This window comes from Pseudomonas sp. WS 5078 (genome assembly GCF_012985745.1).
GTDB classification, from domain to species: domain Bacteria; phylum Pseudomonadota; class Gammaproteobacteria; order Pseudomonadales; family Pseudomonadaceae; genus Aquipseudomonas; species Aquipseudomonas lundensis_A.
Window position 1 is genome coordinate 80,638 of the sequence record NZ_JAAQWX010000010.1, and the last position, 12,790, is coordinate 93,427.

Here is a 12,790-nt window from a genome sequence, read left to right on the forward strand (position 1 = left end):
TGAGATATGAGCATTTCCATGCTCTGTTCACAGTTATGCGCGACTCTTGGTATTTAATATAAAGCTTTTATTCTAGGGAGCTATACTTTGCCGACTGTAGATCGACCTTGCTAACACCGCGACTGCTGACAATGCCAAACCTGATTGCCGCGAAGAGAGCGGTAATCGGTGAAGGCCTTCATATTGTGCACCGAGTAGGCATTGTTGTTACGGACAGGTCTAAAATCGGTACTAACTTCCTTATTCGTTAGAATAGGACCATAGGCCTCTGAAGCGGCTGGAAGATGCCCTTCATGACCGGCAGTTCTCGGCTAAGAGCTGCCCGTTAACACCGTCTGCTCATCACCGACAACAGAATTACAGAGAATGCATTCGCGATATACCTGTTCCGCCTTCAGCGTATAAGGAGTACGAACGACTAGAGTATGGATATCAATCGAGTGACTTAATAGCGCCTTTATGATACCAATATACTGATCACGCATTGCGACATACATAGCTTCAGCCTTAACTAAATCCCCCTGAAGCTTCAAATTTTTTTCCTGTAAGTTCCTACACTTTGCATCCTTATCAAATGTCCGTTTAGGGACAGCCGAAGACTTCAATACAATATCAATCTCGAATTGATATTTCCTCACCGTCTCTCTTGACACTCCCGCATAGATGGAAAATTCTTTTTGACTGTAGGTATATTCCTCGGCACGGCCGCAATAATTTCCAATCAACTCCAACAGCTTGAGCTTTAAATATTCTTTCAGTCTTTCACCTCTATAGTTCATCCCAAACAACCTCAATTATCAATTTTTATAAAAATCTCTGACAACAAATAATTAGCAGACTCCTCTACGCTTTCAAAATGCCTAAACTGTGGGCTTGACTCACCACCAGCATTGACGATGTGTAATTTTATCAAACTCGCATCGTGAGCTATCCTCTCAATTTCAGACCTCTGCTTAACACTTTGCGAATCTACGATCAGAACCTCGCATGGCTTGCCATCTGTTCCCTTCGCCAAACACGAAAGATGATTATGGCAAGGTTTAAGCGCAAGATTATGTGCGCATCCACCATGGGGCATAGGATTGATAACACGAATAGCAGCTGTGAGATACTCTTCGGCCGATTTGCGATCTTCTAGTTGAAGCTTATTGAACGTGGTCTGTATCACCCCCACAGCTTTGTCATCTCTAACCCGTTGCATCATCTCTTGAAGTATCAACGATCTACTTAAGGCCGAGGTATGGTCGTATACTTGAGCTTGGGCATAATCCGTTCTCCCTAAGATTACATTCACCTGAGCGTCAGAAAGGCCGCCCTGCTTATATGCAGTATTCAACCAATGACGAATATCATGCCAAGTAAATTCCGCGACGTCTCCTGTTCGTGGATCGAGGATCTTAAACCTTTTAAACAGAGAATCTTTTCCTCCTGACGCACCGCCTAACCACTGAATAAATACGCCATCACTTACCTTTCTAAACTGATTGGATCTTACAGATTTAGAATGCGAGAGAAGATTACGCGGAATAACAAATAATGAGTCCTCTGGCTCCAACATAACTTCCGAACCAGCGCGGACTGTTGGCAAAATTGAGTAGTAGAAGTCCTCCTCGTATTTGAGGTTAGGCTCAAACGGATAAACCTTATCTTGAAGCTGATATGATAAAGCATCTTCTAATATCTCAGCCACTATCTTCCGCATCCAACCATTCGAAGAGACAGTGATCCCGTACACCCTCTCCATACGCTTAGCGTTGACCGACTGAGGATGCTTCCACACCTTCTTTTTCCAGTTTTCAACCTCACACGTTAGTGGAGCAAACTTACCCCGTGTCTCTTCATAAAGATAGATTTTTTGCGACATCGCTACTTGCATGTTATACAACCGATTAAACATACGAACTGTAGTGCCTAGGTACGCCGCTGCCTTGGATGGCTCCTTGAACCGTTCTAGCAACCCTATCGCATCTACAAATTGTCCAGTACGAAAAAAATAGCTTCCTTTGGGGGTAAACAAACTGTGCTCTTGTATCCACTCCGAGCAAAACTTCTGGCAAAAATATCTTAGAGATCGCTCAGAATTCAGTATTTTTTTCCAATTAAAACCAGGGGCAGACCGTAATCTTTTTACTATATTCCGTCCTTCAACTGTATGCTCGGCGATAAAGTCTACTGCTGCGTTTACTGCGGGGTACATTTCCTGAGGAAACGGCCTATACAAAAGCGCCCCCCCTTTTTCAGGAAAGACTTTAAGCACCCATTTTCCATGAAGCTTTATTAAACAGTCCAAAGGGAGGCAAGCAAGCTCATTAACTCTGCATCCCAATACAATATTTATCACTAACGCATTGATGAAAAACTTGTCTCGGAGCAATAGTTCCGGGTGGTTTGACAACGCCACTAAATCTCGAAGAACTTCCGTCGGAAGTAATTTTTTCTGCCTTCCGTCTTCTGAGCCATGCCTTCCATACTTAGGTCTGCTCTTTGGCGCTGTATACAATATCCTCAGCCCAAGCCTCATTTGCAACCATTTGGCGAACGCTTGGAGATTCGACAAGCTGGATACCCTACCTTCAACTCCACGCTCGAGATAAGTATTTTCAACAGTCATAAAATCTAGAAGATTTAGTTTGTCGATTTTTTTATCGCCGATGACGGAATCAAGCCTTACCAACGCTTCGATGATTGCGAAAGCTCCACCATCTGCGATCCCAGCTTGAACTCGTTTAGCAGCAATGTATATTTTTGCTACCACCCTAAGGTCAAAATTCTTTAAACGATCAAATCGCAAAGTTAATACAGTTAAGTTCCCTGGCCTCGTAACCCAATTCAAGATATCCCATTCATCGCTGAGTATATCTATCTCGGGGCTCAAAGCTTGCCCAAGTAAAACTGCAAGCTCTCGTAGTTCCATAGGCACTTTCAGCATCATGAAGTCAGTGCGCATAGTCACTCTCCATTTTTTATTCTAGCTATAACATCCTTAACTGCCTGATATATCCTTTCTAAATCTTTCAGAATCTTACTTCGCTCTTTGCCACCGTCAGCTCTATCCCACCTGGCAAGCTCGACTTCCAAATACTCCAATGATTTTTGATGGTCTGCGTCCCGCCACGCAATAAAATACCTACATCCATTGTAACAACTAAAAAAAGGATGCTGCCCACAAACTCCACCACTACCGCATTCTCCTACAAGAGCTGGCTGTTGCACGAGTGGAATCATAATCGGCGAACCAGAACTTCGGGCTCCCACTCTTCCGTTAAAAAAAATGCCGTTCAGCTCTGAAAACACTCCACCAAGCTGCTTGTTAGCTCGTTCTAGCAGTGGGCAGAACTCTGATGCTAAACAATCAATGTACCAATCTGCCGAAGTAACAGAATCATGCTCTAGCACATATTGAATTTCGTCTCTAGATGCACCTTGAGCAGCCATTTGAGTAGCTCCGCTATGGCGTATCCGATATGGCGTTAAAACTAATAGCTTCTTTGTCCTCGGGCTGACAAGCCCTAGTCTTCGGCTCCACGTTGTTACCCGACGACCAAAATCCGGTCTTTTGCGCTCTCTAACATTAACCAATAACGTTTTATGTTTATCCTGCAAGTCCCTTACACGAGGTGTATGCGAGTAACTTTGTATAGCCAAGGCTAACTGTTCGGTTATAGGCCATAGCTCTGACACCTGTCCTCTTTGCTTTTTAGCCTTTGGAATTCTCAAGAAAAACTGTTGATCAACCGCCGTGGGATCTGGTACCCATAAAGCATCGCTAAGCATTTCAATGAGTTGAATAGGCCGCTTTAGTGTTTCAAATGCAATCCACGTAAATAGCCGGCTCGTTGCATCCAATATTGACTCGCCTAAAGGCTTAGTCACCATAGCCCGCCTAACAACTTCGACCTCTGAACTTGTTAGAGCACCTCGAGTTTCATGCCATTCAAGTATTATCTTCTTTGACATATTTCTACCAAACTTAATTGCTTCCAACTCTAAAGCATGAATTTCATCCGCACCGGCCAAACCGTTCTGCGCTGAGTATCTGTAAAACGACCTAAGCTCTCTCCCATTACGCGATGATCCCACTATGATGCTGAACAAGTCCCCCAAGGACAAACATGAAAAATCTCCCCAAGATTTATTCCATTGTTTTTCGAGGCACGAAAGTCCATAACTAACGCTCGGGAGAAGGTGAGGACTAACCGACTTAAGCTTGAACTTCAAGTAGTCTTTCGCTGCATCGATAATTATAGCAGGGAGCTTGTATTTACCCAGGTCTATTGAGTACCGCTGCCCACGCCACAAAGCTTCAATTTTAAAAGCGCTAACATCGATAAAAAATGGATCCAATGAGTCAGCTCGACATTCAATGTATAGCCTGCCAGATTCATCACGAAACTCACCGAGATTATTCTGCTCAATCATCATTTGCAATCCTACTATTGTTGTTTTTGATCAACCTAGTTCTAGTCATATCTCTGATAGCCCGCTTAGCGTAACTTTTCAGTGAACCAGGGCTACCCCAACCCCCCATGTAAATTATATGATCAATTTCAGTAGAGTTATTCTCTAACAAACTCGCCGCCTCGTATAGACGATTAAAGACAGCATGCCTGACAATATGCCAATGAAAGCTATCGACACATTCCAAACGTATAACCTTTGATATCTTGCTCGCTGAAGAGTAAGAAAGTGGGCTGCCCGCGTTAACCGATCCATGAGATACAAACAAAAAATCATGTTCCAAAAACACTGTAAAGAGGTTTTCTTTGTAACCCTTGACTCTATACCCAGACACATACTCTTCAATGTATCTAATAAGATCTTCATCCTCTGGAGCAAAGTAAAGTAATCGTCCATATGTTTTGACAAGAGGATTATTTGGTGTTCTTGGGTCTACATAATCTGCGCCTCGCTCTTCAATACGAATAATCTCTAATGATGGGTAATCCCCTGTAAGATCCAAATCTACCAGTCGGAGAGCGAGCGCTTCACCAATCCTTAGCCCAAACCTTAGAACCAAACGCCATAGAATATAATTCCTCAAATGCTGGCCACGCTTATCAGTAGCGTTGTCCAACCTGAATTTCAGTAGTTCATCAATCAAAAGCAATTCATTATCAGTCAGATCTTGAGCGATAGGATCAAAATTACCTCCGACCATTACATCAGACCAAGCTTTCTTATGACTCTCGATAAGCCTCATATAGTTGACATTACTATTCAATTGATTACTTACTAGCGGAGTGAAGTTTTCAACAAACCACAACGAAAATGTGCTACAGCTATGAAGCACCTTAGTTACATATCGATTTATCTGAGTCCCGTTTCGGGGTGGACATATAACTTTTTCCAGCCATCGAGAAAAACTCCTGATGGTTTTGAAATCTACACCATGCCCTTCTAGCAGCATTGTTTCAATATCAACGCAATTTACCCTTGCCCAAGTAAACAGGAAAGAAACATGATAAAATATTGTCCTAATACTGGATTTAAACCTTCGACTACCCATTGAGTACGACACTTCATAAACACTTGCACTCAAACTAGGCACATATATCTTATCAGCTACCAATATATATCTGGCCAACCTGCCATCTGAAAATTTTACGACCTTGTACTCTAGCTCTACAAACTTCTTAGAGACAGTAGCCACTTTAAGCATAAATAACTCCATCGGACATACCAGCCCACGCCGCACACTTAACAAAACTATAAGCACCTAGATCCTGCAAACAAACTTTATTAAAAAAAGTATGCATTGCGGCCTTGAGCCTTGTTCGAGAATGAAGAAGTTTTATTGATCTGATAACAAGCGGTAAGACGCTAAACGCTAGCGCCCAATAAAAAAAAGAAATCGATTCGGATCGATATTGACGCATAGTCCTGCACCCCGACGATAGCTCAGTCATGGGGGCACAGATGCGGGGCCGCGGGCAATTCCGTCGTCTACCTGCTATCCAAAAGCCCTAGGTGCTTCATTGGCACTGCTGCTCAAGGTAGACCGGTGAATTGTGATAATCAACCCCCCAATCACTGTTCACAACGACCTCCAGGGACATTCCACTGCCTCGGGTATCTAGGCACCCAGCATTCAGGTAAATCATGGATAAAGCCGAAGCTGACCGTCATGACAAAATGCTGGAGCTGGCAGAGTTACTGGCTGAAGTACTGCAAAAAGCTGTGCCGTCCTTGAACGAACAGCAAGTCGAAGAAGCAGGCATCTACATGGCGAAAAATCGCGATATTTTTGCCAAAGCCTTCAAGAGCCAGCCAGACGCGTTGTCTGAGCTGCTGACCGACAGCGAGTAAACACCCGCAGCCGTCACCGGGCTCTCGCCATTGGGCAGAGCCCGACCTTGTGACGCGCCAGCAAGACGGTCATTCGCCGAACAACATTTTTTTCGCCAGTTGATCCGACACCCTTGCCGGTGAGCGTTTTTCGGCCTGAGCGTGGGCATAGATGCCGGTCAGTCGCTCGCTGATGCGCAGCAGTTGCTGGTTGATGGCTTCAGGTTGCGCCCCTTGATGGGTCAACGCCATGAAGATCAACCCACCCGAATTGATCACGTAATCCGGTGCATACAGAATGCCTCGGCGCTCCAGTTGGTCACCCACTTGCAAATTGGTCAGCTGGTTGTTGGCGCACCCCGCCACGGCCGAACAGCGCAGTTGCGCCACGCTGTGCCAGTTGAGCACACCGCCCAGCCCACACGGCGCAAGAATGTCGCACGGGGTACTGAGCAATGCTTCCGGGGCAACCGGATGCGCGCCCAGTTGATCCATGGCCAGTCGCACTTTGCCCGGGTCTGTGTCGCTGACCAAGAGCTCGGCGCCTGCTGCGTGCAGTTGTTCTGCAAGAGCAAAGCCGACCTTGCCCAAGCCCTGAATCGCCACCCGCAGCCCTTCAAGGTTGTCGCTGCCCAGTCGCCATGACGCCGTGCTGCGAATCCCCGCGAACACCCCCATCGCTGCATGAGGCGAAGGGTCGCCTGCCGCGGTGGTGCTGGTGACGTGCTGTGTGTATTGAGCGATGCAATCCATGTCCGCCGTTGATGTACCGCTGTCGATGGCCGTGATATAGCGCCCGTCCAGTTGTTCGACACAACGACCGAACGCCTCAAACAGGGCTGCGCGGCTTTCAACATGAGGGGCTCGCATAATGACGGCTTGGCCGCCGCCCGCAGCCAGCCCGGCCAGTACCGCCTTGTAACTCATGTCTTGAGCCAGGCGGACCGCATCGTTGATCGCACTTTCGTCATCGGGGTAAGCCAGATAACGGCAACCGCCCAGTGCAGGCCCCAATTGGCTGTTGTGAATGGCAATCACCGCTTTTAGCCCGGTGACAGGGTCGACACTAAGGTACAGCGACTCCAGACGAGCGCTTTGCATGAGAGCAAACATGTTCCAGCCCTCGAGAGGTGACAGGTAATGGCCAGTATAGGCGTCGCCTGAAATATCGTTGAAGTACGCAGGCATAAGCCCGAACAACCTGTGAGGTTTCGGGCATATGTTGCCGTGCTCAGACCGGGGTATCGGGCTGCCGTGACGGGTGCGCCTGGATGAACGCAGGGTGTTGGGCAGCCAGTCGTGCCACGCGCGCGATGCGGGGCAAATCTGCCAGCGACACACTAAAACGCTCGGCTGCATACACCTGTGGAATCAGGTACACATCCGCCAGACCCGGCTGCGGGCCAAAGCAAAAATCGCTGTCGCCAATCAATTGCTCGACGGCCGCCAACCCTGACGAGATCCAGTGAGTGATCCACTGCGTGACGTGCGCTTCATCTTGCTCCAAAGCCCGCAATTGATTGAGCACGCTGACGTTGTGCAACGGATGAATATCGCAGCCGATCACACTCGCCACGCCGCGTTCATGGGCGCGGGTGATCAGGTTGGCAGAGAGCAGCGGCGGCTGCGGATAACGCTCTTCGAGGTACTCGATGATTGCCGGGGATTGCGTCAGCACATCGCCCTCATCGGTGCGCAAGGCCGGTACGCGGCCTTGTGGATTGAGCTTCAGGTATTGAGGCTGCCGATGCTCACCGCCCCCGGCCGCGATCAGGTTGACCGCAACCGACTGATAATCCAGCCCCTTGAGCGCCAGCGCGATACGCACCCGATACGAGGACGTCGAGCGATAGTAGGTAAAGAGTTCCATGACTCGCTCCTTAACGCGCTGCGATCACCTTGCCACGGCATTCGCCAAAGCCGATCGGGGCAACACCTTCGCGCGTGCAACGGGCACGCAGAATAATTTCGTCGCCGTCTTCAAGGAATTTACGTACCTCACCCGAGGCTAATTCAACCGGGGTTTTTCCGCCCTCGGTGAGTTCCAGCAGGCTGCCCAATTGCGAGCGTTCAGGCCCCGACAGCGTGCCCGAACCAAACAAATCACCGGCTTGCAGTTGGCAACCGTTGACGCTGTGATGCGTCACCAACTGCGCGGCCGTCCAGTACATGTTCAGGGTATTGCTCAGTCCCAGGCGATGAGGTGCCAGGTTTTGCTCGCGCATGGCCTGTGTCAGCAGCAGCACTTCAAGTTCAATGTCGAGCGCGCCATGGGCCTGATCCTGCTCATCCAGCAGGTACGCCAGCGGCTGCGGATCTCCTGCAGGGCGTTTGGGCTGGGCACGGCGGAACGGCTCCAGCGCTTCAGCCGTCACTACCCACGGTGAAATGGAGGTAATGAAACTTTTCGACAGGAAGGGCCCCAACGGCTGATATTCCCACGCCTGAATGTCCCGGGCCGACCAGTCGTTGAGCAGACAGAAGCCAGCGATGTGTTCCCCCGCTTCACTCACCGGTATGGCATCGCCCATCTCATTGCCCTGGCCGATCCAGATGCCCAGCTCCAGTTCGTAATCCAGGCGGGCACACGGGCCAAAGCTCGGCTCGCTCTGGCCGGCTGGCAAGGTCTGCCCTTTGGGACGACGCACCTCTGCGCCCGACGCGCGGATAGTGGAAGCCCGACCGTGATAACCAATCGGTACATATTTATAGTTGGGCAACAGCGGGTTATCGGGACGGAACAGCTTGCCGACGTTTTTCGCATGTTCGATGCCCACGTAAAAGTCGGTGTAGTCACCGATTCGGGCAGGCAGGTGCAGTTGGCAATCGGCAGCCAGAGGCAACAGTGTGGCGCTCTGCGCTTCGATTTTTCCACGCAAGGTGCTGCCTTCAACGAACAGTTCGAGCAAGCGCTCGCGCAGCGCGACCCGAGCATTGCGCCCCAATGCGAAGAAAGCATTCAACGTGCCGCCCAGGGTCGCCTCTACCGCCACCTTGGCGTGGCCTTCAAACAGACCGGCCGCCAGCCCCGCTTCCAGGTCCAGGATGTGATCGCCTATGGCAACGCCGCTGCGGGGCGTCGAACCGGCAAGGCTGAACACGCCCAACGGCAAGTTCTGCAACGGGAAATCGCTGTGCCCGTTGGCAGAGGCGATCCAGCTACGGGCAAGAGTGGACTGGGTCATGCTTATCTCCGATTCGGGGTGAAGGTGGCAGGCAAGGAGGCCCAGCACGCGTCGTATTGGGTTTGCAGTTGCGGGCATTCAAGGGCGTATCGGGTCGGACGCAACACTTGGCTGGTCTCGAACATGAAGGCCATGGTGTTATCAATTTTGCTCGGTTGCAGATCTGCCGCAATGGCTTTACTGCAGGTGTCGCCATCCGGGCCATGGGCGCTCATGCAACTGTGCAACGAGGCGCCGCCGGGCAGAAAGCCTTCAGCCTTGGCGTCATAGCTGCCTTGGATCAGGCCCATGAATTCATTCATCAGGTTGCGATGGAACCACGGTGGCCGGAAGGTGTTTTCAGCCACCATCCAGCGAGGCGGGAAGATCACAAAGTCGAGGTTGGCCAGGCCAGGAACGCTGGTGGGCGAGGTCAAAACCGTAAAAATAGACGGGTCGGGATGGTCGAAACTGACCGTGCCGATGGTATTGAAACGGCGCAGGTCGTATTTGTACGGCACGTTGTTGCCGTGCCACGCCACCACGTTAAGTGGCGAATGATCCAGCTCACAGCCCCAAAGTTCGCCGAGAAACTTTTGCACCAGCAAAGTGGGTTGCTGACGTTCTTCGTAGTGGGCCACCGGACTCAGGAAGTCCCGCGGGTTGGCCAGACCATTGCTGCCAATCGGGCCCAGATCCGGGAGGCGCAACGGCGCCCCGTGGTTTTCAGCCACATACCCGCGTGCCTGTGCATCCAGCAACTCCACACGGAACTTCAGGCCGCGCGGAATAACAGCAATTTCCAACGGAGCCAGATCCAGCCGCCCTAATTCAGTGGCAATCCGCAGACGCCCTTGCTCAGGAACAATCAACCATTCGCCGTCAGCGTTGAAAAACACACGCTGCATCGAAACAGTGGCGCAATAGTTATAAATGCTGATGCCTGAAGGGTGTTCTGCCGCACTGTTGGCAACCATACCCACCAGACCGTCGATGAAATCCGTGGGTTCGTTGGGGATTGGCAGTGGGTTCCAGCGCAAGCGGTTGGGGGTCACCGGGCCGAGCGTGCGGCCCGTCAGTTGCCGCTCAAGCTTGCTGAATGCAGGGTGATTGGCGGACGGCTGGATGCGATACATCCACGTGCGTCGCGCTTCGCTGCGGGTCATGGTGAAGGCAGTGCCCGACAGTAATTCGGCGTACAGGCCGTAAGGGGCTTTTTGCGGGGAATTCTGGCCAACCGGCAAGGCGCCGGGCAATGCCTCACTGCAGAATTCGTTGCCGAACCCGGATTGATACTCAAGGGTCGACGAAGACGGTTCGAGGTTCATGGAGCCTCCAGAGTGGAGAAAGCAGTTAACTGCGCTCAGCTCTGAATCAGTGTGCGCACCGCTGCGTTATTTTTATCGTAATTCAATTACGCATAACGTAATTTGATTGCCGATAAGCGTCAAGCTATAAAGACGCCCATTCATCCCGAGATGTAAGCCATTCCATGGACAAGCCCCGTTCCAGCGCCGAGACCACAGGCAAGCAAAAAGTACGTTCCGCCGAAGTCGGGACCGACATTCTTAAAGCACTGGCCGAGTTGTCGCCCTCCACTTCGCTGTCGCGTCTGGCCGAGCATGTGCAGATGCCGGCGAGCAAAGTACATCGTTATTTGCAGGCGCTGATTGCCAGTGGATTTGCCGAGCAAAACGCCGCCACCAACCATTACGGTCTGGGGCGTGAAGCCTTGCGTGTGGGTCTGGCCGCGTTGAACAGCATGGATGTGGTGAAGGTCGCCACTGTTCCCCTGTCCGAACTGCGCGATGACTTGAACGAAACGTGCTTCCTGGCGGTGTGGGGGAATCAGGGAGCGACAGTGGTGCACATTGAGCCAGCGGTGCGTGCCGTCACTGTGGTCACTCAATTGGGGTCGGTACTGCCGCTTTTAAGCTCATCGACCGGTTTGGTGTTCAATGCGTTCCTGCCTGACCGCGAAACCCGAGAGTTGCGCGCACTGGAGCTCAGCAGTGAGCACCTGCACCCGCTGCAAGTACCTGAAACCTGCGAGCAGATGTGCGAGACGATTCGTGAGCGCGGCCTGCATGTGGTTCACGGTTTGTTGATGCCGGGGGTCGATGCATTATCGGCGCCGGTTTTTAATGCAATGGGCAAGGTTGCCGCCGTGTTGACGGTGGTGGGCCCGGCGTCGCTGTTCCATCCAGACCAACAAGGCCCGGCGGCCAGCCGTGTATTGGCTGCCAGCCAGGCCATCAGTTGGCGTATGGGTTATCAGCAGCGCTGATACCCGCAGGGTTTACCTGCTCCACTGATATTTGGCTTCATCCAGCAGTTTGCGCATGATTTTTTCGATGTCATACAGCGAAGGCTTGCGGATGCGATCGGCTTCATCAAACGTCCAGGGCTTGGAGAAAGCCTGGGTCAGCCCCTGGACATAGGTGGGCTCACGGTCTTGTATCAAACACGCGATACCGACCTCGTAAAGGGATTCGCTGGAGACCAGTTCAAGTGTGACCGGATCGTCCACGATGTTGATAAACACCTCCCTGCAATCCAGACCATACCCTTCGAGTTGCTTGTTCAAAAAGGTTCGGATGCGATCATTTAACGCACTCAGCAATTGCAGTTTTTTAAAGTCATCAATAACGTAGTTCACAGTGTCACTCCTGTAACGGCCTCCCCCAGTGCTTTCGTCCTGACAACATCATTGTGTCAACACCTGTATTTTTTCAGCGAACTGCGGGGGGGATGAAAGGGAAAATTAGCTGTTCCAGTGTTCTTTGGCATGCGCCAGCAGCTCTTGCATAAGCGCTTCCACTTCACGAACAGACGGGCTGCTCACGCGAACAGCTTCGTCATAGACCCAATGCTTCGAGAAGCACCCGGTCACTGCGGTGTCGTGGATCTGAACGTTGCCCCATTCCAGTGTGTCATTGCCCAGGGCATTCAAGTCCTGACTGAACGTCACGACAGGCTCGGCGGCATTGCTGACGGTGGTGATGTAAACCTGCTGACTGTCTGTTCCGTGCGCTTCAAGCCTGGCATTCAGGAACTCACGTACGCGCGCATCGATTTCCTGGTTTGGCTTGAGGGTGAAGTCGACTTCAGCAGTATTTTTATCAATCGTGTTCAAGGTAAAACTCCTTTTATGACTACCTGCCCTTCAGCCTCATGCTGAAATTCGAAAGCAGGCAGAAACCTTTCGATGACTTATTAAATGCGATGTGCCACTGAGCCAAGCACTACATAGTTATTGGCGGGATGCTCGCAAAAAGTCCTAAGAGATCCGTGCTAGACAGCCGCATCAGGCATTTCACTATTGCTGAAGTTGTAACAGA

The 12,790-nt window shown here is 50.8% G+C and carries 12 protein-coding genes; 2 read left to right on the plus strand and 10 right to left on the minus strand.

Annotated elements, in window-relative coordinates:
* Positions 1-311: 311 nt before the first annotated feature.
* The 4 genes from HBN68_RS14715 to HBN68_RS14730 are packed head-to-tail and all read right to left on the minus strand — an operon-like array spanning position 312 to position 5,659.
* Positions 312-779, minus strand: coding sequence for a hypothetical protein (locus tag HBN68_RS14715; RefSeq protein WP_169965032.1), 468 nt, complete (start codon positions 777-779; stop codon positions 312-314).
* A gap of 11 nt (positions 780-790) precedes the next feature.
* Positions 791-2,947, minus strand: a complete 2,157-nt coding sequence (locus tag HBN68_RS14720) for a hypothetical protein (protein WP_169965030.1) — start codon at positions 2,945-2,947, stop codon at positions 791-793.
* A gap of 2 nt (positions 2,948-2,949) precedes the next feature.
* Positions 2,950-4,422, minus strand: coding sequence for a tyrosine-type recombinase/integrase (locus HBN68_RS14725; RefSeq protein WP_169965028.1), 1,473 nt, complete (start codon positions 4,420-4,422; stop codon positions 2,950-2,952).
* Entirely contained in the window at positions 4,412-5,659 is a 1,248-nt protein-coding gene (locus HBN68_RS14730; protein ID WP_169965026.1) for a site-specific integrase, read from the minus strand. The genes HBN68_RS14725 and HBN68_RS14730 overlap by 11 nt, the downstream gene beginning before the upstream one ends.
* Before the next feature lie 440 nt (positions 5,660-6,099).
* Between HBN68_RS14730 and HBN68_RS14735 the strand changes: the two genes are divergently transcribed.
* A complete protein-coding gene (locus tag HBN68_RS14735) occupies positions 6,100-6,306 on the plus strand; it encodes a YebG family protein (RefSeq protein WP_169965024.1) in 207 nt (68 codons plus the stop codon).
* A gap of 69 nt (positions 6,307-6,375) precedes the next feature.
* Here the strand turns inward: HBN68_RS14735 and HBN68_RS14740 are convergent, their stop codons facing one another.
* From HBN68_RS14740 to hmgA, 4 genes are all read right to left on the minus strand, one after another.
* Complete coding sequence (locus HBN68_RS14740; RefSeq protein WP_094992748.1) at positions 6,376-7,398, minus strand: Glu/Leu/Phe/Val dehydrogenase family protein; 1,023 nt, start codon at positions 7,396-7,398, stop codon at positions 6,376-6,378.
* Between the two features lie 118 nt (positions 7,399-7,516).
* Positions 7,517-8,155, minus strand: a complete 639-nt coding sequence (gene maiA / locus HBN68_RS14745) for a maleylacetoacetate isomerase (RefSeq protein WP_094992673.1) — start codon at positions 8,153-8,155, stop codon at positions 7,517-7,519.
* Between the two features lie 10 nt (positions 8,156-8,165).
* Complete coding sequence (gene fahA / locus HBN68_RS14750) at positions 8,166-9,470, minus strand: fumarylacetoacetase (RefSeq protein ID WP_169965022.1); 1,305 nt, start codon at positions 9,468-9,470, stop codon at positions 8,166-8,168.
* Positions 9,471-9,472: 2 nt separating this feature from the next.
* A complete protein-coding gene (gene hmgA, locus HBN68_RS14755) occupies positions 9,473-10,777 on the minus strand; it encodes a homogentisate 1,2-dioxygenase (protein ID WP_169965020.1) in 1,305 nt (434 codons plus the stop codon).
* 164 nt (positions 10,778-10,941) lie between these two features.
* On the opposite strand from hmgA, the gene HBN68_RS14760 reads away from it, so the two are divergent.
* A complete protein-coding gene (locus HBN68_RS14760; protein WP_169965018.1) occupies positions 10,942-11,736 on the plus strand; it encodes an IclR family transcriptional regulator in 795 nt (264 codons plus the stop codon).
* A gap of 12 nt (positions 11,737-11,748) precedes the next feature.
* On the opposite strand, the gene HBN68_RS14765 is transcribed toward HBN68_RS14760, so the two are convergent.
* Positions 11,749-12,108 carry a hypothetical protein gene (locus HBN68_RS14765; RefSeq protein WP_094992677.1) on the minus strand — a complete coding sequence of 120 codons (360 nt, stop codon included), beginning with the start codon at positions 12,106-12,108 and terminating at the stop codon, positions 11,749-11,751.
* A gap of 105 nt (positions 12,109-12,213) precedes the next feature.
* Positions 12,214-12,585, minus strand: a complete 372-nt coding sequence (locus HBN68_RS14770; RefSeq protein WP_169965016.1) for a hypothetical protein — start codon at positions 12,583-12,585, stop codon at positions 12,214-12,216.
* Between the last annotated feature and the right edge of the window lie 205 nt (positions 12,586-12,790).

Bases quoted from the DNA above. Each gene is read 5' to 3' on its own strand.
- hmgA (WP_169965020.1), bottom strand. From the start codon at position 10,777: ATGAACCTCGAACCGTCTTCGTCGACCCTTGAGTATCAATCCGGGTTC.
- HBN68_RS14725 (WP_169965028.1), bottom strand. From the start codon at position 4,422: ATGATGATTGAGCAGAATAATCTCGGTGAGTTTCGTGATGAATCTGGC.
- HBN68_RS14720 (WP_169965030.1), bottom strand. From the start codon at position 2,947: ATGCGCACTGACTTCATGATGCTGAAAGTGCCTATGGAACTACGAGAG.
- HBN68_RS14740 (WP_094992748.1), bottom strand. From the start codon at position 7,398: ATGTTTGCTCTCATGCAAAGCGCTCGTCTGGAGTCGCTGTACCTTAGT.
- HBN68_RS14735 (WP_169965024.1), top strand. From the start codon at position 6,100: ATGGATAAAGCCGAAGCTGACCGTCATGACAAAATGCTGGAGCTGGCA.
- HBN68_RS14760 (WP_169965018.1), top strand. From the start codon at position 10,942: ATGGACAAGCCCCGTTCCAGCGCCGAGACCACAGGCAAGCAAAAAGTA.
- fahA (WP_169965022.1), bottom strand. From the start codon at position 9,470: ATGACCCAGTCCACTCTTGCCCGTAGCTGGATCGCCTCTGCCAACGGG.
- HBN68_RS14730 (WP_169965026.1), bottom strand. From the start codon at position 5,659: ATGCTTAAAGTGGCTACTGTCTCTAAGAAGTTTGTAGAGCTAGAGTAC.
- HBN68_RS14715 (WP_169965032.1), bottom strand. From the start codon at position 779: ATGAACTATAGAGGTGAAAGACTGAAAGAATATTTAAAGCTCAAGCTG.
- maiA (WP_094992673.1), bottom strand. From the start codon at position 8,155: ATGGAACTCTTTACCTACTATCGCTCGACGTCCTCGTATCGGGTGCGT.